Consider the following 19,927-nt stretch of genomic DNA (forward strand, 5'->3'; position numbering starts at 1 on the left):
CGCCCGCCCCCACGACCAGCTCCGAAATGCTCTCCGACTCCCTGTTCCCCACCGCCTCGGCACCCGAAGGGCTGGAGGGCGGGGCGCCCTTCGCGGGCGCGCTGCCCGTAGGTCGATGGGAGACGGCGATGGAGTGGATGGACGCGGTGCGGGCGCTGGCCAAGGACCCGCTGGTGCGCCTGGCGGTACGTGAGGGCGTCCGGGAGATCGCCCGGCGTGCGCGGCGCGGCCGCGGCTCGGCGGCCGTGCACAGTGAGGCGAGGCCGGCCACCGCGGTCCCGAGTGCTGGAGGAACGGAGAAGCTGGTGACGACGACGGTCGACGGCAGGACGGGCGAGCAGCTCGCCGAGGACCTGCTGCGGGGCGTGGGCAACGAGTACATGCTGGCGGCGACCCGGTTCCTCGGAGCCCACCGCGACGGATTCTGGCTGCAGCGCTTCGCTGAGGACCAGGAACTCGCGGCGGCCGCCGGCCGCCCGCTGATCGACCGCAGCGCGAAGCACCCCAGCGTCGACTGGGACCCGGTCGGCCATCTGTTGATGCTCACCGGGTCGCCGGTGACCCGCTCGTCATAGAGCGAGGTCTTGGTGCTGCGGTTCGCCGCCTCCCTAGTCGGTGAGTGCCCCATCCAGCTCCGCCCCTTCCTCCAGGTCTTCGACGACGCCGAGTTCACGGCAGCCCTGCAGGCGCTGCGCGCGGCACGTGGCGACGAGGGCTGACACCGCCTGGATACCAGGTGGCAACGGGTGTGAGCTGGGCTTTATCCACCCCGTGGCCGGGCGGCCTGCTGGGCTGTCCGACGGGCCACGGTCGGGTCGATGGCGGTGAACGGCCGCACCTGTCCGCCGGTGCCCGGGTCGAGGCCGCCCGGCGGCAGGAGTTCCAGCTCCTGGGCGACACCGTCGACCCACCGGCCGCCCGGGTCGGGGCCGCCCTGCAGTTGGCGCACGAAGGCTCGGTGGCGAGATAGGCCACCGGGCGCCGGACCTGCTTGTACGCGCACAGGATCGCGCGCAGCGTGGCCGCTGGCTTGGCCGTCAGCTCGACCTCGACGGCGGCGAGCCGACGCCAGGCAGCACCACGACGAGGTCGGGCCAGTGCACCGCGCGGGCCCCGACGGGCACGGCGAGCGTCTCCCCGCGCCGGGCACCGGCCGGGACTGGCACGCCGAGGTCCGCCGGGGACTCCGCCGCGCGGCCGGGCGCGGCTTCGGCGGCGTGCGCCTCCCGCTTGGAGAGCACTGTGTGCCCTCGTGCTCCAGCCGGATGCCGGCGTCGGCGACGGCCAGGCGGTGCAGCAGCCGCTCGCCGAGGGGACAGCTGGCAGCGCACCGAAGAGGACGAGCAGCTGCCCCGACCTCGCCCGCGCCGCGTGTCCGCCGCCGGCGTTCCGCCCGCTCCCGGCTAGACCCACGTCGCCCTCGCGGTAAACGCTGGAGCAGATGGTTCGTCACGTTATCCGGCGGCAGACGGCACTGTGCGGCAGCCCGGTCCAGTGCGCACACAGCGAGGCAACTTCATGGATTGCGCCCCGGTCGGGCCCGGGCGCACCGTACGGTCACTTCTACGGATGGCGACCAGGCGGTGACGCCGGGTCATGTTTGGAAGGGGAAGCCGAGGATGGTCAACGCCCGTACGTACCCGCTGTGGCGGGAGCTCGCGATGAGCGAGGACCTCCCCAAGGAAGCCCTCAAGACGGTGATCGAAGCCCTATGCACTCCGGCGACGACACCGGACGGCTTCGACGCCCAGGCCGACCGGTGGCGGGAGGAAGCCCTCAAGGCCGCGCTGCCCGCCCTGCTGGCCCGGACCCCTGCTAAACGGCTGCGCAGCCGGCTCCTGGTGCACGCCGACGACAAGACGCTGGCCGCCCTGGCGGCCGACGGCACCGTGACCGCCGCCGACGTGCCCGCCATCCTGCGGCACCGCCGGGCCTGGGCCGGGCTGATCTCCGCGCTGGCACGGCACCCCGGCCAGGTCGATGCGGCCATCGCGCTCCTGCCCCGCCTCCCCCAGCACGAGGTAGAGCAGGTCGTCCGGGACTGGGATCCCGACCGGTACACCCGCGCCAAGGACGCAGCGCCAGCCCCACCCGTGCCGCCACAGCTGTTCGACGCCGTCCTGGAAGCCTGCCTCTCCCCGCTCGCCGCGTACCTGCTCCACCCGGAGCCCGAAGAGGGCTGGGAACAGGTGTCCGCGTTCTCGAAGGACTGGTCGCTGGAGCTGGGCGACCGCGCCGGCTGGGCGATGCTGGCCCGCTGCCCCGAACGGTGGGCGCAGCTCACCGCGCACCCCGTGTTCGGGGCGGCTGTCCAGCACCTGCTGCTGGACCAGGCCGAGACACAGGCCCTCGAGGACGCCCGGCTCCGCGCCACCGACCCCGACGGTGAGGAACTGCCCGCCGATCCGGCGCCCGCACTCAGCGAGGAACTGCTGCTCGCCTGCCTTCCGGCCCTGTGCCTGCCCGAACTGGCCGACCTGCCCAACCCGCAGGTGACCGCCCGCCGGACCCTCCACCACATCGCAAACCGCCTCCGCAGCAATCCGCGCCTGGCAGACCTTGCCGCCGACCAGCTGCAAGCGGCCGCCGACGCTCTCGTCACCCGCGGCCAACTGCTCACCTGGTCCGACAAGCAGGAGAGCGACCACGAGTTCGACGGCCGCGTCCTGCGCCTCGCCAAGGACCTGGCCCTCCTCAGCGCCAACCCCGACCACCTTGCCGGGGTCTGCGCCCAGCTCGCCCGACTGGATCAGCCGGCCGTCGTCTCCCCCACGCCGAGCCGAACCCTGATCCGCGTCCTCGACAACGTCGACCCGGACCGCGACCGCCCGGCCCGACTCCTGGAACGCCACTACGAGCACCGCCGGGTCAAGGCCCTGACCGTCCTCATCGACAACCCGAACACCCCGCGCACCGCCGTCGCGGACGTCCTGAACGGGCTGCACCCCGCCGAGCTGGCCTGGATCGCCGAGAAAGCCGGCGGCCCCGACTGGTTCCTGGCCGCGGCGGCCGCCCTCCCGGTGCCCGAAGACGAGGACGACGGTGTGGTGCGGCTGGTGGACGACGACGAACTCGGCAAGTATCCCGACCCGGCGGCCGTCCTGCAGTCCTGGCTCGACTCCCCCGCCACCAGTGCGATCCTCTCCCGCTCCGAGATCTACCGCGCCGTGGTGAAGTCCCGCTACCGCACCCTGGAGCACCTGCGCCAGATCCCCGCCGACGAGGTCCTCGCCAACCACGAACCCGACGTCGCCCTGAAGATCCTTCTGGAGCACTGCAGCCGCAGCACCGACCGGTGGGAGGCACTCGCCGCCGCCATGACCTTCGACTACGACGACGAGAAGATCACCTTCGGCCAGCTCCTCGACTCCCTGGACGGCACGCCCGCCCCGGCACGCGCGTCCTGACCGGCCTGCTTCGCCAGCCACGCGCTCTGAAACAGGCCCGGGTTCACCTGCCTTGGCCCGTGTGCCGCATACGGTGGCTTCGCCGCCCGCAGACACGCCCGGCGCAGCGGGAAGAGGCGGCATGCATCGCAGACACGGCACGGGAGGAAGACCGGGATGACGCAGGCCGCGGTGAACGAGCGGGTGCCGGGGCGCCGTTAGACAGTGCGTCTGGACGCAGCCGGCCGGGGCAGTACGGCCGTGCGCATCTCGTGCAGCCGTCCCGCCTGCGCCGAGCAGTGCCTGGCGTCCGCGGCCGCCGGCCGTGCGGCCGCCATCGCCCACCTCAAGGCCCACCTGCGCGCCGCCCCCGCCCCCGGCCCGGAGCGTACTGCGCATGCAAGCTGCAGGGCTGCCACACCCACCTCCCAGACACCGGCCGGCATACGCGTGCCGAACCTTGGCGATGCGGCGGTCCGGTCGTCCTGGCCGTGGTCACAGACCGGGAAGGGCGCTGGTGGCAGGCCATGGAGTGTTGCTCGAGGTGCGCGGCCGCCACCCCTGGCGCCAAGATCGCAGCCGCTTCCCAGCCGTCCAGCCCTCAGACCACCGTCTGCCCGGCCCGCGCAGCCACGGGCACGGGCGGGCCGCGGTTCTCCGGCCATCAGGCCGCCGCCGGGACGGCAGTTCCGGCTCCCCGGCCGGTACCCGCACGGTGCCCCCGCCGCAGGCGAAGATCGCCCAGCGGGTCATCCCCCACGACCTGCGGCCCGCGGGACGAACTCATCAAGCTCGGAGATCTCGAGCAACCCCCGCACGAGCGGGGATTGCTCGAACCTTGAGCAAATCGAGCTGACGATCTCCTGGCCGTCCCCGCGCCCGCGGGGGTTGCTCGGCCGAGGACGGGCCTGAGTTGGGGGCAGGTCGGCCGTGGACTGGCACTCCGAACGTCACCCGGCGGGCCGAGCTGCGGCTACTGGCAGCTTCGCCGGTGTTCAGGGGGTTCGCTGCGGTAGCCGGCCCGCTGCGGCACGGATGCGCAGTACGCGGAGCTGGCCAAGCCGTTGCTGCAGGAGGTACTGGGCGGTGCGGTGTCGGGCCTGTTCGGCGGCTTCCTCCGCAGCGCGGTGAGCGGTGGGGTGGCGGCGCAGGACCATCTCGTACACCGTCTCCGCCTCCGCGTCGGCTTCCTCGCTGCGCAGCAGCCGCTTGAGGGCGCTGGTGCGGCATTCGGCCAGGATGCGGTCGGCCACTTCCCGTTCGGTGAGGGACTGAAGCTCCGGCTGGCTGTCGTGGTGCCGGCTGGCCTTGGCGAGCAGGGCCTGGGTGTCGGCCTGACACCGGTCGGTGAGCCGGGCAACGCCGTCGGGGTCCACGATCCGCCTGCCTGCGGGGACCAGGACTCGTTCACCGGTCTGCGGATTGCGTGCGCGGCGCGCGGAGGTGTGGACCGCCTGGAGCCTGCCGAACCCGGTCACGGAGACGGCGTCGCCATCCAGGACGCGCCGGACCAGAGTGTCCAGCACCACTTCCAGGGCTTCGGCGGCAGCCGACCCCGTACCTGGCAAAGCCGTTGATCACCTCTTCGGCCGGACCGTAGGTTCCGTCGCATGACGAATCTCCGGATAGGTGTGATGTACGACCGCGACTGGGTGCCCGAGGAGTTGCCCGCCTTCGCGCGGCGGGCCGAGGCGCTCGGCGCGGACGACCTGTGGGTGGTGGAGGACCTGCGCTGGAACGGCGGGGTGTCGGCGGCGGCCGTGGCGCTGGGCGCGACCGAGCGGCTGCGGGTGGGCATCGGGATTGCCCCGGCGCCGTTGCGCAGCCCGGCCCTGCTGGCGATGGAACTGGCCACGCTGGCACGGGTGTTCCCCGGTCGCCTGGTGGCCGGGATCGGTCATGGCGTACGAGAGTGGATGGAGCAGGTCGGGGTGGCGCCGCGCTCTCCGCTGGCCCTGCTGGAGGAGACGATCACCGCGGTGCGGGCGCTGCTGCACGGGGAGCGGGTCACGGTGGACGGGCGGGAGGTGCGGATCGACGGCATCGAGCTGGTACATCCGCCCGCCGAGCCGCCGCCGCTGGTGGCGGGGGTGGTACGGCCGCGCTCGCTGGAGCTGTCCGGGCGGGTCGCGGACGGCACGCTGATCGCCGAGGGCCACGGACCGCGGGACTTGGAGCACATCCGGGCGCTGCTGGCCAAGGGCGGCGCGGGTGACGACCACACGCTGAACGTGTTCGCGTTCGCCTGCGTCGGCGACGACCCCGAGGAGGTCGCGCGGACCCTGCACCCGCACACCGAGGGGCACGGCGCCTGGCTGGGCCGCCCGCAGGAGGAGGTCTTCACCGTCTCCGGCGACGCCGCCGGGGCCGCGGCACGGATCGACGCGCTGCGGGAGTCGGGCGCCGACACCGTCGTCCTCCGGTTCGTCGGCGCCGAGCCGCTGCGGCAGCTGGAAGCGGTCCTGGAGGCCGCCCGGCGCTGACCCGCCCTGCGTCGACACGCAGGTCAGCGGGCTCTCCTCGCTCCGGACCGGCGGCGACCTGGCGGGAACGCCGCCGTGCCCGCCGGGCCGGCTGACCGTAGGCTGCGAAACGCCTGGCCCCCCCCGGCAGCCCCAATGCCGGGGGGCCAGATGCTTGGTACGGGGAGCCGGGCTACAGGTCGAATTCGAGGTGTTCGATGTCCGTGAAGCGCACCTCCTCCAGGGAGCCGGCGCGGCGTCCGCCGTCCTGGGAGTACACCTCCTTGAGTGCTTCGGCCGCAATCTCCTGGAGGCGGGCGTCGGTGGCACCGGCCTCCTGGGCGTCGAAGAGGCGGGCGGCGTACTGCGGGGGCAGGGCGACGGTCAGGTGCCGGATGCGGTCCTGGTCCGTCGACCCGATCGGCGCGGTGTAGCCCATGCGGGCGCGGGTGTCGATGACGATGCCGCCGGTGGTGGCCGCCTTCTGCCGGGCCTTGGCCCGGATTTGTGGCTGCCAGCGCTTCCTCACCTCGCGCTCCAGGCGCGCGGCGAGGTCGGGGTGGGGCTTTTTGATCTGGTCCTTCACGTACCGCTCGACGGTGCGCTGGGAGATCCTCAGCAGCTGGGCGACCGCCTTGGTGCCCTTGAGCTGCCTGACCAGGTAGCGCATCTGCGCGCCGGCCGACTTCGGTGCCGGGCGGGTGGATGCCTTCTGCACCGCGGCCTCCAGGCCGTCCCCGAACAGGCTCATCGCCTACTCCTACTTTCCGTTGTCGACGTCGGTGACGGTGCCGTCCTTGATGTACCGGGCGAGGTTGAGCTCCGGGGCGTTGAACCGCTCCCGGACCTCCTCGCCCCACAGGACGGTCTGGGTGCCCTCCCACTTCACGAGGCCGGGGTTGATGCCGAGCTTGAAGCCGCCGGGCAGCGGCTTGCCGTCCCGGTGGGGCAGGAAGTCCAGCGGGCTGGTGCCGTTGGCGGCGTAGACGACGCAGTCGGACAGGATCGCGACCGGGTACTGCCCGGTGAACGCCGCGTGTTTGACGATCTTGCGGTGGAGGTTGATGCGGGTGCGGGAGATGACCGCCGCACGGATGTCCGGCCGCCACGTCGGCCGTGCGAGAGCGCGCCACGGCTCTCCCGGCCGCCAGCCCTCGCCCCGTGGCCGCTCGCGGAGCTTGCCCAGGCCGCCCTTGACCGTGGCCTTGATCGCCGAGACGACGATCGCCAGCTCCGGGTCACGGTCCTTGTAGCCGTCCATCGCGGCGAGGAAGTCCTCGGGCGACAGGTCCGCGTCGACGCCGAGGTCGGCCATCGTGGCCAGGAAGGCGTCGCGCAGCCGCTGGTACCAGCCGTCCAGGTACCGGCCGTTCTCGTAGCGCACCCATGCCTCGATCGGGCACACCTCGTAGCCCAGTTCCACCGCGTACGCCACGGTCGGCGTCGCGTACCAGGCCGGCCCCTCAGGATGCTCGCCCTTCGGCGTGAAGGGGACGGCAGCAGACTCGCGTCCAGCTCCGCCCACTTGTACTTGCCGACCTTCACACGGGACAGGTCGACGTGAGAGAGGTCGACCAGCCACGAGCCGGGCAGCTTCAGGTCGAACACCGGAGCCTTGACATGCGTCGCCTCACCGAGGCCGACGGTCAAGCCGTTGGCGCCGGCGGCGAAGGCCATGTTGACGTCGATGCCGACCAGGTACCGCAGCGTGCACTCCGCGTCGGTCATCGGACGGGCCCAGTCGTACGCCCCCTCGAACAGCTTCTCGCCGGGGCCGCGCACGTGGAACCGGGGCACGTCCTTCAGGACCGGGTGACCGTCGGGAACCTCGCACGGCGGCCAGTGCATCGGGGCGATGGCGTCCTTGCCCAGAGAGCCGGAGTTGTGCTCGGAATGCCGCTTGCCGTCGGCGTCCGGCTCCGGAGGCGCGCGTCGGCGGATGCAGCGCGGTCATCAGCTCCAGGCCGGTCACAGCCGTGGAACCGCGCGGCGTCATCACCCGCGAGGCGTACACGCCCAGCACACGGGCGAGTTCCGCCGGCGGAAGCTGCCCGGCCTCACCCCAGTGCCGGGTGTCCAGCGCCCCCCACGACGGGATGCACAGCTGCACGCAGGCCCGCTCCGAACCGGTCGCAAGGCGGTAGATCCGCGCCCACGGCCCGAACCCCCGCTTCGTCAGCTGCCAGTCGGCGCGGGTCAGCCGCTTGATGACCTTGTGGTTCTCCGGGATGCGCCCGGCGAGCCGCTCCTCCTCGGTGAGGACGATGGGCAGGCCGTAGCGCTCCAGCGCGGCTTCGGCGAGGACGAGCAGCGGGTCGGCGTCCTTGCCGGGCCCGGACAGCTTCGGCTGCCCGAGCTTGGCCTCGCGCAGCGTCCAGTCGACCAGGGCCGGGATGCTCTTGGCGGGCACGTCCAGGACCAGGCCGCCGGTGCAGAATGCCAGCACCTGACCGTCCTCGACATCGACGACCGCGAGCGGTCCGTTCCCGAACCGCGGGTCGGTGCCGCCCGCCGGGGTGCCGGCCGGGGCAGCCTTCCTCGCACGGGCGGCGCGACATCGAGGTCGTCCTGGTGGTGCGCGCCGGACGGGGGCGCGGTCGCCGGAGCGGCGGCGACAGGGGCAGGGGTCTGGGTGTTCTCGGTTGCAGTCATGTCCGCAGCCTCCGCCGTGTCCTGAACCAGCGCGCCAGCGGCGTCGGCGGGGTAGAGCTCCGCGAGCTTGTCCAGCAGCCGCGCGTAGGCGTCGCGCTCGGGCGGGCGGGGCTCGGTCTTGCCGGCCTCCCAGCCGGACACCGTCGCCCGGCGCACCCGCAGCGCGGCGGCGAGCAGCCCGTCCAGCCAGTGCCGCCCCTCCCCGATGTGATCACTGGAAGTGACACGACCTCACATATGTCCCTCTGAAGTGACCGTTTGGGGCGACGTCCAGGCGGCCACGTTCACGGAGCGGGAGTGCCCGGCCCGTCCGCCCGCCGCAGATCCGACAGGTTGACGCGCTTCAGCACCGGACGCAGCACGGCACGCTCCTGATGGTGGACCTGCCAGCGCCCCTCAAGTGAACTCCACCGCGATGCGCACTCCGCCGGTGTCACCAACCTCCTGCACAGCGTGACCCCTGGCATCGTCGCCTTTGCCCTCCACCACCTTCGCCCCCTGTTGCCCGACCTCACTGATGGGCAGTGGGCACGCATCGATGCGGCAGCGGTCGCTCTGGATCTCCGGGTGTGCGAGGACCTGACCGGCGCCAACGGCACCGATCCCGTCGACAAACAGGTCCCGCCAGCCTGCTGCGACCCGGCCCTCCCCGCAGGCCAGATCGGCCTGTGGGGAGGGGTATGCGAACACCCGGGGGCCGACAGCTCCGGTGCGTGATTACAACGGGCTCCGTCCCCCACGGCACCGGCACCGTCGACGGCAACCTCGCCGGCCTTCCTGTCGGCTCACCCCTCAACCACGACGGCGGCGCCGACCCACTACCGGATCTCCTCAGTACGTGTTTCTGATCCCCGGTTCTGAGTAGCCTTGGGTTCTACGCTGGCGCGGTGTCCAAGGGCGCCAGGCGGGCCGCGGTGAGGACCAGGCGTGGACCAAGGACCGGGGGACCGGGCCGGGACCCCACTGATCAACAGCCTAAGGCACGTCTTTAAACGGATCTTGTCCAGCGCAGGAACGACGCCAGGCTGATCAGGCCCGTTCCCCGCAACAGCTAGACTTGTCGCTTCGAAGAATTGACCATCGGGGGTGTGTACGTGGCGGACGACGAAAGCGAAAACAGCCATGAACCCAGCGAACATCTGGATTCGATCTGGGGCTTCCTAGGATTGGCCGCCGGGCTGGCGACATGTCTGAAGCTCGTGTACGCCTTCGGATTGGACGGCCATGATGAAGTGCCGTCCGGTGCCCTCATCCCGGTAGCGGTCCTGGCATTAGCCCTGACCTTGGGCCCTATGATCATTGCCCGTTCTATCTCCGAGCGGCTACGTGGCGAGGTAAAGCGGGGGAGGATTTCTTATGCGACGTACTGGACAACCTTAATCGGCATCGCCGGAGCTGTATTTTCACTCCTGGGTATCGTGAATATCGATGAGTATATTGAAGTGTGGAAGAATTTTCAGTAGCCAACAGGGGGGCAGCCGTCGGCCGGTGCCGGTTTCCTCGGCCAGCTGGGGGTGGCGCCTTTCCGGGCCAGGCGCCTGGTCATGAGGGTAATGGCAGCCCAGGTGATCAGGGTCTCGGAGTGCTGGATGAGCCGCTCGTAGTCCCTCGCGTGTCGGCGCGCGTGCATCATCCACGCCAGCGACCTCTCGACGCCCCAGCGGCGGGGCAGCACGACGAAGCCGGACGCGTCCTTCGGCCGGCTGACGCGTAGGGCTCCGTCAGCTCGTGCGCGCGCCGGACGGCGTCGTCGAGCAGGCGCTCGGCGGCGGCGTGCGGATCGCCGGTCAGGTAGCCGGCCAGGTCGTGGCCGGCGTCCTCGTGGGGCTCGTAGGCGCCGCCGGAAGCGAGCAGCAGCCAGCCCGCGTGCCCGGCGGCCGCGCGGGCCAGGCGGTGGGCGGCGGTACGGGTTCAGGAGCGGACGGCCGCGGTGTCACCCACGCCGTCGAGCAGGGCGTAGGCGCGGGTGCCGTCCGGCGCTGTGCACACGGCGGTCGCGTCGCACTGGAAGGCCCGGTCACCGGGCCGCTGGGCGGTGGCGTACGACGTCACGGCCGGGTCCTCGTCCATGTCCTCGCGCATGCGGCAAGCCTTCCAGAACGCGGGGTCCGGGCGGAGTGCTTCGCGAGGGCGCCCGCGCCCGGAGGGGTGAAGCTGACCGGCGGGGCCGGGGGGTGTGACGCCCCGTCCCCGGCACCGCCGGGGTCTATGCGGGAGACGTTCCGCCGGTCACCGGGACGTCTCTGACTCGCGGGTGCGGCGACGCGTGATGGCGTCCATGGCTTTCACGCTGGCCTCGCTGTCCTGGATGCGACGGCGGTACTCCTGCCAGTCCTCGGGAGTCCATTGGTCCAGGGCCGCGGGGAACGTCCCGTCGCCGCCGTTCACCGGTCCGCCCCCACGGCCGGGACACCGTACATGGCCGCGCAGCATTCGCAGGCACGCAGGCCGCCCACGGGGTACCGGGGCGATGCCGTCCCCGCGCACCACACGCACGACGTGCCCGCACGCTGCCGGTCCGTCAGAGCGTCCAGGTTGATCGTCGGGGCGTCCACCAGTTGCGGCAGTGGCCAGTCGTGCTGCGCGTCGTCATGAGCAGTCGCCTCGCGCTCGCGGTCGGTTCGGTGTGGTCGTCCCCGACGGGGGGCGGGGACGACCACCGGGCCGCAACCCGCCCCGGGGGCGAGGCGGTTGGGCTGGCACCAGTCAACGATCACTGTCCGCTGTGGGACCATCACCCATGCGGCATGTGCATACGGGTACGCGCTCAGCGGGTACGAGCAGGTACCGAAAGCCGCAGGGACTCGTAGCGTGGGGGGCGTCGTGGACTTCCAGGCAGAGCCGATCCGGGACGCCTCACGAGCTGGGGACTACGGACGCGTGATCGAGCTGGCCCGCAAGGGGCGGCAGATGACGCAGGCGGCGCTGGGACAGGCCCTGGACATGTCCCAGTCGGCCGTCTCCCGTCTGGAGAAACGCGGCCAAGCCTCCTACAGCACCGACGTCCTGGCCGCGGCGGCTGCCCATCTTCAGATCCCGCCGGCGCTGGTGGGTCTGGCGGACGGGCGCACGGCGCAGGTTCAGGTGAGAGACGACGATCCCATGCACCGACGCACCGTCCTTGGCGGCGCCCTCGCCGCGATGACAGCGCCCATCCTGGCCGCCGTGCCGGACACGCACGACACGATCGGCGGGCAGGCCGCCGCCCTCCGGTTGACGACGAGCGCCTACCGCAGACTCGATGGCACCACCCCCTCCCGTGACCTCGCCGACGCGGTGGAAGGCCATATCCGGCTCATCCAGACCATCACCCGCACCGCGACCGGCGATGCGGAGCGGGCGCGGCTGGCGGCCATGGGCAGCGAGGCGGCCTCCTTCGCGGGCTGGCTCGCGTGGGACAAGGGAGACCACGGGTCGGCCCGCTCCTGGTACGGCGGAGCCGTCAAAGCCGCACGCACGGCCCACAACCCGCTCCTGACCGCGTACCAGATAGGCACGCTTGCCCAGTTCGAGGCGCATGCCGGCAACGGTGTGGAAGCGCTGAATCTCGCCCGGCGTGCCCGGCGGGTACTCGGGGAGCAGGGCCCGGCCGTCGCCGACGCCTGGCTGCTGACCGTGGAGGCCCTCGGGTACGCGGTAGCCGGCGACCGGCGCGGGGCGGACCGGGCCCTGGCCGGGTCCCGTACCGCCGCCGAGGCGCTGACCGCCGGGCAGGAACCGCCCCCGTGGCCGTGGGTGTTCTCCTTCACTCCCGACAAGGTGGCCGCCTGCCGCGTCACTTGCGGCGCCCGCCTGGGGCTGCCCGAGTGGGTTCTCGCCGAGGACGTGGAAGCCCTGGCCACCGGGCACGCGAAGCAACGCGCGCTGCTCGTGCTCGACATCGCCGGCGGGCGGGTGGAGGCCGCGTTCGCCTTCGCCTCCCGCGCCCTCGAGGCCGGCCTGCAGTACCGGTCCGGGCGGATCGTGGAACGCGCTCGTGCCCTGCGCCGTAGCCTCACCACCGCCTCACCGCCCAGGGTGGTACGGGACTTCGACGAGCGCCTGCACGGCGTCTACCCGTAGGAAGGGGAACACCGCATGAGGGTGGGAATCAGCGGGCACCGCGGACTGAGCACACAGGTCGAGGAACAGGTGCGGGCCCTCCTGGCCGACCAGGTCAGCCAGTACGTCCCGGCCGGACTCGTCGGTGTCTCGTGCATCGCCGACGGCCCCGACTCCTGGTTCGCCGAAACCGTCCTGGAGCACGGCGGCCGCCTCGAGGTCGTCATCCCGGCCACCGAGTACCGGCAAGGGCTGCCCGACTGGCATCACCCCGTCTACGACCGGCTCCTCTCCCGCGCAGCCGACGTCCACCACACCGGCATCACCGAATCGACCTCCGAAGCCCACCAGGCCGGATCCGAAATCCTCGTCGGCCTGGTGGATGAGCTGATCACCGTATGGGACGGGAAACCGGCACGGGGATACGGAGGCACCGCGGACGTGGTCGCCTACGCCGAACGCACCGGCGTCCCGGTGCGGGTGCTATGGCCCGAGGGCGCCAGCCGGTGAAGCCGTTGAACGCAGTGCCGCCCACGCAGCAACGCCCTGTCCGACGAAGTCGCCACTTTGCGCCAAGGCGGTGGTACTGCACTTCGCCCAGGCCGCCCAGGACCCCGTACAGCGCGATAGCGCTACGTCCTGCCCGCTGCACCCCAGCCCCGTACGAAGGCGGCCAGGGCGCGGCGCTGCTCTTCCTCCCGGTGGCATGGCTGCGGCCCTCAGGCGGCAGCGTGGAATGGACCACCGACCCCGAGGCCCTGGCCAACCCCGCCCCGAGCACCCCGGACACCCGCCCCCGGGCGCGGAAACGATGAGCGGCGACGGCTACGGCGCCCGCCCACGTCTTCTCCGGACGTCCGCGCCATGACCGGCCATCACCGCAGACCTCGGCGTAGCGGCCCGCCCTGGTGGGCCTGGTGGCAGACCTGGTGCTTGTGCGACGCACTCGTGGCCCTGGTCCTCATCACCCTGCGGCCCCTGTAGACACGGGCTGGCCGGGGACGTGTCCCCCGGCTGAAGGTTGATCGCCGGATCAGCGGTCCAAGGTGGCCGGCGGCGGCGCGCTCGGCGGGCGGGAGAGGCGCTCGCGTTGGCCAGAGCGTGTGGGGGCCGAGGACGGCGTCGGGAGATCAGTCCTCTTCCTTGAGTGGGTGTGCCCCATCGGCCGCTCAGGCAACCAGCTGCGTTTGCGGTCTCTGCGGGCGTCGGCGGTGCGCTGACCCGCCGTGGTCGGGGCTGGACGCGGCACGGCGGGAGACGTGGTCGGGCTGGTGGTCGGGGCGACCACGCTGCCGGCCACGCCGGGGCTCCCGGGTTTCGTCGGACGCCCGGACGGGTGACTTTTTGCCTCGCGTACGCGAGCGGATATCTAAACGCATACGCGTAACATGCCTGTTCTTCCTGGCATTTGACACTTATTCATGCGCGATGCCACGTTCCGTTACGGTTGGTCGCCGCTAGGCCGAAGGAGGCAATTCGTGAACGAGGTGTTGACCGCGTCGGCGGGCCAGGAGGACGACGTCGACCCGGACCGGGCGGCCCGGGGCAAGCCGCTGGGGTTCGTGCAGGGAGTGCCGGTGTACGCAAGCGGCGGGGCGCCGGCGTACCTGCGGACGAAGGCCCAGCTGGGCGCGGTGCGGCGCAAGCCCGCTGCGGGACAGCAGCCGGCGGCATATGTCTACGCCCGCTGGTACGGGACCCGGATCGCTCTGTGGGATCCGGAGGAGTCGGTGAAGATGCGGCCCCTGTCGGCTCTGCAGCGCCGTCAGATGCAGCAGAGCCGTACTTGCACAGACTGCGGCGGGGTGTTCCCCGTTCCGGTGTGGGGGATGTGCGGCGTGTGCGAGGACCGGGCGGTCCGGCGCCGGGCCGATCTGCGCCGTCGGACGTGCCAGGACTGCGGCACCGTCTTCCAGACGCCCACGCTGGCCAGGAGCTGGGGCGACGGGATGTGTCTGGCGTGCGACGAACGCCTTGAGCGGGGACGGCGGCTGACGCGGTCTCTGGCGGAGCGCTCGCGCCGGCGGTGTCTGGTGCAGCTGTACCCGCTCACGGTGTGGGCGGCGATGAGCGAGCGCGAGCAGGCGATGGCCGACTGGCACTGCCCCGCATGCGACCGGGAGATCGAGCAGGGGCGCGCGCAGGCGCGGCGGCGGGCGGACCGTGCCCGGTGGGACGACCTCGGGCCGACCATCGCGTGGGCGCAGATGATCCTCGCCGATCCGGAGGCGTACGCGGTCCTGGACACCGAGACGACCGGCCTGACCGGGACCTCACGGATCGTGGAGATCGCCGTCACCACGGTGTCGGGGACGGTGCTGCTCGACACGCCGTCAACCCCGGTGGCGAGCCGATCCCGGCGCAGGCCACGGCGATTCACGGCATCACCGACGCCATGGTCCGGGACGCGCCCGCCTTCTCCGAGATCCTCCCCCGCCTCACCGAGGCCCTCGCCGGGCGCCGGATCGTGATCTACAACCGGGAGTACGACACCGGCCGGCTGCTGTGGGAGCTTCACCTTCACCACCAGGCCCTGGGCACGGTCGACTTCACCAAGCAGCCTCGCTACGGCACCGGGCGGCACGCGGCCGCGCAGGCCTGGCTGGACGCGCAGGAGTGGGAGGAGTGCGCGATGGAGCAGTACGCCGCCTTCCACGGCGACTGGCACGACTACTTCGGCAGCTACACCTGGCAGAAGCTGCGCGGCGGCCACCGGGCCCTGGGCGATACCCGTGCCGTCATCCGCCGACTCGAAGAAATGGCCGCCTACCCCAGCCCCTTCGACCCGGTGGCGGAGCCCGCTGCCGCGTGACGCCGTCAGGGCCGCGCTCGCCCTGGCGGCCCTGGCTCTGACCTCGTCTGTGCCCGTGCCGGTGCCCCGCCCGCACGCCACATCGCTCCCGGCCTCCGCGCCGGACACCGCATCCGAGGCGGACCCGCCGGCCCAGTCCAGCCATCCGTCGGACCGGATCGGCGGGTACACCGACCGCTACGGCACCCGCCCGCGCCTTCCCCGGTCACCCGTGCCATGACCGGCCAGCAACCCAGCGCCTGCGCGGCCGCCGTCCCGCGGCCGCGCCGCACACGCCGGACGATCCCCCGGACGCCCGCGCCCACCGCCAGGCGCACCAGCGGGTCCTCCGCCAGCGACCGCATGGTGTCCATCCACTCCATCGCCGTCTCCCTCGGCCTGCGGGCAGCGCGCCCGTGAAGAGTGCCCTGCCCTCCAGCCCTTGAGGGCGGAAGTCCGACATGGAACAGGAGACGACGGGGAGAATTTCCCGGGACCACATTCCGGCTCGGTGACACGGCATCCCCCGCGAGACTGCTGTCCGGCCCTACCGCTGCTTCCGGCGCGCAGCCGCACGGATCGCGAGGGGGGCCCGTGAGGAAACGTCCGAAACTCGCTGGAACGCCTCCTGGCAGGCGTCAAATGCCTTCATGCCGAGCCGACGCAGTCAGCCATTCCGACGGGCAAGCGAGCGCGTTCTACGGAGACGCCCTTCCCCCACCACGCCCCGAACCGCGTCAGCCGTGCCGCGGCAGCGGAGGACATCAGCGACAGCCCGCCCGACCGGGGGCAGGCAGAGACCAGTCCGCGCGAGCAACGGTTCGCGGCCGGACACGGCACGGCGCTCACGGCTGGACTGGGCACGCCGCATCGAGCTGGTCTCGGTGCTGATCGCCGCTCTCGTCAGCGTGGCTGGCTTGTGGTACTCCAACAACCAGGTCCGCGACCAGCTGAAGGTCAGCCGCCAGGAACTGGGAGTCACGCGGGAAGTGCAGATCACCGACCGGTACACCAAGGCCGTGGAGAACCTCGGCAATGGCGCCATGGACGTCCGTATCGGTGGCGTCTACGCCTTGGAGCGCATCATGCAGGATTCCTCCCGCGACCACCCCACCATCGGCAACGTCCTGGCCGCCTACATTCGCACCCACACCAGCAAACCCCCTCGGAAAGGGGAAGCCGTACCTGCCGACGTGCTGGCCGCGCTCACGGTCCTCGCCTATCGCAGTGCCGATCGCGACAGCTACTTCATCATCGATCTCAGCGGAGCCCATCTGCCAGGCATCACGCTCTCGTACAGAGGGCGGCTCCATGACGGGTTCGTGCCCGGCTCGCTGACCGCGGACCTGTCCGGCGCGAACCTGACCGGCGCATCGCTGTACGGCGCGGATCTGACCCACGTTAACGCGGGCGGCGCGAACCTGGCCGGCGCACATCTGGATGGCGCGAAGGGCGTGGAGGACCTGACTCTAACTGGCGCAAAGGGCGTAGAGGACCCGGGATAAGCCCGTCCCAGCTGACGACCGTTCCAGGGTAATGCCTCCGACACCTGCCGGACCAGCACCGATACCCCGGGCACCAGGACCCGGTGACGGCGGACGAGTTGAGACTCACCCCGGCGATGGGCGCACGCCCCCCGGTGCTTGGGGCGGCCTTCGCGCTCACCGCAGCGACACCCTGGGGCGCAGGAACTACTCCCGCGTCGGCGGGAGCTGGGTGGCCGGTGACTCGGTGCGCCGCCGGCGGCGGTTTGCCCGTGTGCGATCGAGGTCCGTGACATCGGGTGGGCGGGCTGATCACGGAGCGAGCCACAACAGGACGTCGCGGGCCGCCCTGGCGTCAGCGGCGCCGGAGAATCAGGCCCGCCAACGTGCTCAACGCGACAGCCGGGTGGGCTGGGCGGGTGGATGACGGACCCGTAGCGCACCGGGCTTGCCGGGCAGCCGGTTGTAGGTTCAGCGGACCAGTCGGCCCGTGTACGGGGCCACGTCTGCGAGGCACATCATGGGACGTCACAAGCAGCACAAGCCGCGCCGCGCCCACGGGGCGAGAGCGACCAGCCGACCCCGGAGTGGTTCGGCACCGTGTAACACTGCGAGGGAATGCAGCACCTGGACGTTCGCCAGTCCGGCAACGGCATCCTGATCACCTCCTCCCCTGCCGAGATCGACGGGGCCCCGGCCTCGTGGGCGCTGCGTCTGCGCAACGACGACAACGGCCAGGGGCTGAACGAGCTGGGCGCGGCCCTCGCTGCCGGGCGAGGTCACGTCCAGGTCATGTCCGAAGGGCCTGGACACAGGACTGTCCTGGCGTGCCTCCCCGACCGCCCCGAAGAAAGCGTCGGCACGCTGGCCCGGGTCCGCACCAGCGAAGGCCCAAACGGCGACGTCGTCTCCGAGCGGTCCGCGGAACGGCCGATGGGACTGTGGGCCAAGGCCGGGGAGGGCCTCCTGCGGATCGTGCCGCTGCTCGGTCCGGACGCGCCGCCGGCGGACGACCTCGAGGACTGCCGCCTGTGCCCCGGCTGCTACCGGCCCGTCTACGAGAGCTCTTCCTCGCACACCCTGATCGGCGCCGGTCCGATGCCGGTGATCGGGCTGTGCAGGCTGTGCGCCGAAGGCGCCACACTTCGCTCGCTGCGCCAGGCCGACGTACCCATCGACCCTCAACAGCGCGCAGTCCTCGAGACCGTAGCCGCCGCCATGGCGTAGCCGGGCCCCGGGCAAGCCCCTCCCACAAAGGGCTTGCCCAGTGTCGCACGCGGCGTCAGCGGCCGACGGGCTCGGGGTGGCGCCGACGGCGCCGGCCCGGGGTGTCGACGCCGATCGCGTACCAGGACTCGCCCCGCTGGAGCCGGGGCAGGTTGTTCACCCACACCGCGATGGCGATGCCCTTCACGTCGTCGGCGAGCGCCTTCAGGCGGTTGTCGAGCAGGTGCTCCTCCTTGCCCGCCAAGACGACGTGCAGCCGCGGGAAGGTCTGGGAGCGGTCTTCGGTGCCTGTTCCGCCCGCCGGACCGGGTCGATGGACCGCCTGTCAGATCGTGCTTCTGCGGATATCCAGGTATCCAGGGGTGTCTGAGAGAAGTAGTCGGCGTGATTTCCACCCCTTGACTAGCGCCCTGACGTGCAGGTTTCCCCGTATCCGGGACACGCTGGGGGCAAGTTGTAGAGCAACCTCCGTTGCCACCCCTGATTGCCACCCGCGGTGGGCAAGCCTCCCATGCGGGAGGCTTGCCTGGGTCACCTTCGGAAGCGGGAGAACCAGCGGCCCTCGGCCTTCTGCTCGGGCAGAGCCTGCTCCTGCTCCTGGGACCTGCCCGTCCAGCCCAGCTCGATCTGGGACTGCTCGATTCCTTCCCTCTCCTGCTGGTCGCAGTCCCCGCACAGCGTCGGGCGAGCCTCCATGGGAACGGGACCCCAGCCGGTGCGGTTCACCGCCTTGCACTCGGTGCAGCGTGGACGACGGGGGTAACGCAGGAAGTCCGTCTGCTTCGCCCAGTCGGGAAGCGGCTCCGGGCGGTCGGCCTCCTGGGTGGCGGCGACAGCCTGGTGCTTGCACCCGTCGCACAGCTGCGGGTGGGGGTCGACGGGGACTCCCCAGTTCGTCTTCTCGGCGGCCTCCCAGCGTTCGTCGGTGCACCGCGTCCCGCAGCTGGCGCAGGCAGGCCGGCGGGCCTCGCGCTGGGCGGCTTCCCGTGCGGCTTCGGCTGCCTGCTTCGCCGCCTGCTCCTGAGCCGCCCGCCGCACCTGCGCCTGGTATTCCTCCTGCCGTGCCCTGGCCGCTTCGCGGGCGCGGGCCTGGGCCGCCTCACGGCGGGGGTTGCCGATCGCGTCCCGCAGGGGCTGCAGGTGGGTACGGCCCAAGCGCAGGAACGCCGGCCCGGTCGGGCCGTGCTCGCGCAGCTTCTTCAGGCTGGTGGCGATGATGGGGATCTTGCCGTCGTAGTCGTGGAAGCCCTCCGCCCGCTCCCCTTGCCACAGGTGGCGGGTCAGCTCGTGCAGGCGCGCGATGGTGCGGGCGGGGTTGCGCTCGCCGATGGGGTTGAACACCAGCAGGACGGGCGGGTGCGCCCTGTCGCCGGAGAAGGTGGCCGGCGCGCTCCAGCGGGTGCGCCACATCGGGCGTTCGGTGCCGTCGGTGTCCTTCACCGTCCGCCGGAAGAACCGGGCGTACTTCCCCAGCTTGCCGGCGAGCTCCTCACCATAAGGTCGGCAGCGGCTGCCAAGGTGAGCCCTCCACAGATCACCGCGAGCACGGTCAGCGGGTGACGGTTCGGGCTGTCGCCGGGCCCCTGGTGCGCGGCCCACACGGCGAACCCTGCCGTAGCGGCGGCGAACAGGGGCAGGAAGACGGCGGACAACGCCATCCGCAAGCCCAGCGGGCTGCGCGCGCTCGTCGGCTCACTGCCGGTGCGCACCCGCACTCAGCGGCGGCCGGTCGCTCCGGAGCGGACGGGAGGTTCCGACGAGCCCCCCGGAATGACCACTCCTGAATCAAGACGGTGGATCCGGGCTCAGTCTGCCCCGACTCCGGTAGGCCATCGGCACTCAACACCCAGCGCTAACCGATAAGTTGACGTAGCCTCAGGAATG

20 protein-coding genes and 2 pseudogenes are annotated in these 19,927 nt (G+C 71.7%); 12 read left to right on the forward strand and 10 right to left on the reverse strand.

All coding sequences use genetic code 11. The annotated features are described in order from the left end of the window. Positions 1–26 precede the first annotated feature (26 nt). Positions 27–575: a hypothetical protein gene (locus tag SCK26_RS00310; RefSeq protein ID WP_318199180.1), complete on the forward strand. Its 549-nt coding sequence runs from the start codon at positions 27–29 to the stop codon at positions 573–575. A gap of 9 nt (positions 576–584) precedes the next feature. Further along, positions 585–719, forward strand: coding sequence for a hypothetical protein (locus SCK26_RS00315; RefSeq protein ID WP_318199181.1), 135 nt, complete (start codon positions 585–587; stop codon positions 717–719). Positions 720–760: 41 nt separating this feature from the next. Here SCK26_RS00315 and SCK26_RS00320 read toward each other — a convergent pair whose 3' ends face one another. Next, positions 761–949: a hypothetical protein gene (locus tag SCK26_RS00320; RefSeq protein ID WP_318199182.1), complete on the reverse strand. Its 189-nt coding sequence runs from the start codon at positions 947–949 to the stop codon at positions 761–763. Positions 950–1,037: 88 nt separating this feature from the next. After that, positions 1,038–1,241, reverse strand: a complete 204-nt coding sequence (locus SCK26_RS00325) for a hypothetical protein (RefSeq protein ID WP_318199183.1) — start codon at positions 1,239–1,241, stop codon at positions 1,038–1,040. A 420-nt stretch (positions 1,242–1,661) separates the two neighbouring features. Here SCK26_RS00325 and SCK26_RS00330 point away from each other — a divergent pair, with 420 nt between their 5' ends. Further along, a complete protein-coding gene (locus SCK26_RS00330) occupies positions 1,662–3,407 on the forward strand; it encodes a hypothetical protein (protein ID WP_318199184.1) in 1,746 nt (581 codons plus the stop codon). A 974-nt stretch (positions 3,408–4,381) separates the two neighbouring features. Here the strand turns inward: SCK26_RS00330 and SCK26_RS00335 are convergent. Continuing rightward, complete coding sequence (locus SCK26_RS00335; protein ID WP_318199185.1) at positions 4,382–4,954, reverse strand: HU family DNA-binding protein; 573 nt, start codon at positions 4,952–4,954, stop codon at positions 4,382–4,384. A 42-nt stretch (positions 4,955–4,996) separates the two neighbouring features. Here SCK26_RS00335 and SCK26_RS00340 point away from each other — a divergent pair, with 42 nt between their 5' ends. Then, a complete protein-coding gene (locus SCK26_RS00340; protein WP_318199186.1) occupies positions 4,997–5,869 on the forward strand; it encodes an LLM class flavin-dependent oxidoreductase in 873 nt (290 codons plus the stop codon). Positions 5,870–6,041: 172 nt separating this feature from the next. On the opposite strand, the gene tpg is transcribed toward SCK26_RS00340, so the two are convergent. After that, positions 6,042–6,599 (reverse strand): telomere-protecting terminal protein Tpg, encoded by a 558-nt coding sequence (tpg, locus tag SCK26_RS00345; protein WP_318199187.1) that lies wholly within the window; start codon positions 6,597–6,599, stop codon positions 6,042–6,044. Positions 6,600–6,608: 9 nt separating this feature from the next. Continuing rightward, positions 6,609–8,674: pseudogene (gene tap / locus SCK26_RS00350) on the reverse strand (telomere-associated protein Tap); the annotation flags it as partial. 279 nt (positions 8,675–8,953) lie between these two features. Here tap and SCK26_RS00355 point away from each other — a divergent pair. Both SCK26_RS00355 and SCK26_RS00360 read left to right on the forward strand, forming a co-directional pair. Further along, positions 8,954–9,217 (forward strand): hypothetical protein, encoded by a 264-nt coding sequence (locus tag SCK26_RS00355; protein ID WP_318199188.1) that lies wholly within the window; start codon positions 8,954–8,956, stop codon positions 9,215–9,217. Positions 9,218–9,594: 377 nt separating this feature from the next. Beyond that, complete coding sequence (locus SCK26_RS00360; protein ID WP_318199189.1) at positions 9,595–9,963, forward strand: hypothetical protein; 369 nt, start codon at positions 9,595–9,597, stop codon at positions 9,961–9,963. Between the two features lie 2 nt (positions 9,964–9,965). On the opposite strand, the pseudogene SCK26_RS00365 reads toward SCK26_RS00360, so the two are convergent. Together SCK26_RS00365 and SCK26_RS00370 are read right to left on the reverse strand one after the other, a co-directional pair. Continuing rightward, positions 9,966–10,208: pseudogene (locus SCK26_RS00365) on the reverse strand (IS5/IS1182 family transposase); the annotation flags it as partial. Between the two features lie 203 nt (positions 10,209–10,411). After that, a complete protein-coding gene (locus SCK26_RS00370) occupies positions 10,412–10,582 on the reverse strand; it encodes a hypothetical protein (RefSeq protein WP_318199190.1) in 171 nt (56 codons plus the stop codon). A gap of 741 nt (positions 10,583–11,323) precedes the next feature. Between SCK26_RS00370 and SCK26_RS00375 the strand changes: the two genes are divergently transcribed. The 6 genes from SCK26_RS00375 to SCK26_RS00400 all read left to right on the forward strand — a co-directional run bounded on the left by SCK26_RS00375 (position 11,324) and on the right by SCK26_RS00400 (position 18,043). After that, a complete protein-coding gene (locus SCK26_RS00375) occupies positions 11,324–12,562 on the forward strand; it encodes a helix-turn-helix transcriptional regulator (protein ID WP_318199191.1) in 1,239 nt (412 codons plus the stop codon). Positions 12,563–12,577: 15 nt separating this feature from the next. Next, entirely contained in the window at positions 12,578–13,051 is a 474-nt protein-coding gene (locus tag SCK26_RS00380) for a hypothetical protein (protein WP_318199192.1), read from the forward strand. Between the two features lie 968 nt (positions 13,052–14,019). Next, positions 14,020–15,012: a hypothetical protein gene (locus SCK26_RS00385; RefSeq protein ID WP_318199193.1), complete on the forward strand. Its 993-nt coding sequence runs from the start codon at positions 14,020–14,022 to the stop codon at positions 15,010–15,012. Continuing rightward, entirely contained in the window at positions 14,937–15,353 is a 417-nt protein-coding gene (locus SCK26_RS00390) for a hypothetical protein (protein WP_318199194.1), read from the forward strand. Before SCK26_RS00385 ends, SCK26_RS00390 begins: the two co-directional genes overlap by 76 nt. Positions 15,354–16,216: 863 nt before the next feature. Beyond that, the gene (locus SCK26_RS00395; RefSeq protein WP_318199195.1) at positions 16,217–16,837 is read left to right on the forward strand and encodes a pentapeptide repeat-containing protein; all 621 of its coding nucleotides are present in this window, start codon (positions 16,217–16,219) and stop codon (positions 16,835–16,837) included. Between the two features lie 597 nt (positions 16,838–17,434). Next, positions 17,435–18,043: a hypothetical protein gene (locus tag SCK26_RS00400; protein ID WP_318199196.1), complete on the forward strand. Its 609-nt coding sequence runs from the start codon at positions 17,435–17,437 to the stop codon at positions 18,041–18,043. A gap of 55 nt (positions 18,044–18,098) precedes the next feature. Here the strand turns inward: SCK26_RS00400 and SCK26_RS00405 are convergent, their stop codons facing one another. The 3 genes from SCK26_RS00405 to SCK26_RS00415 all read right to left on the reverse strand — a co-directional run bounded on the left by SCK26_RS00405 (position 18,099) and on the right by SCK26_RS00415 (position 19,701). Next, complete coding sequence (locus SCK26_RS00405) at positions 18,099–18,287, reverse strand: hypothetical protein (RefSeq protein ID WP_318199197.1); 189 nt, start codon at positions 18,285–18,287, stop codon at positions 18,099–18,101. Between the two features lie 287 nt (positions 18,288–18,574). Beyond that, entirely contained in the window at positions 18,575–19,483 is a 909-nt protein-coding gene (locus SCK26_RS00410) for a hypothetical protein (protein ID WP_318199198.1), read from the reverse strand. Then, a complete protein-coding gene (locus SCK26_RS00415) occupies positions 19,480–19,701 on the reverse strand; it encodes a hypothetical protein (RefSeq protein ID WP_318205879.1) in 222 nt (73 codons plus the stop codon). The genes SCK26_RS00410 and SCK26_RS00415 overlap by 4 nt, the downstream gene beginning before the upstream one ends. Positions 19,702–19,927: the final 226 nt, after the last annotated feature.

The sequence above is a fragment of the Streptomyces sp. SCL15-4 genome (assembly GCF_033366695.1).
GTDB lineage: Bacteria > Actinomycetota > Actinomycetes > Streptomycetales > Streptomycetaceae > Streptomyces.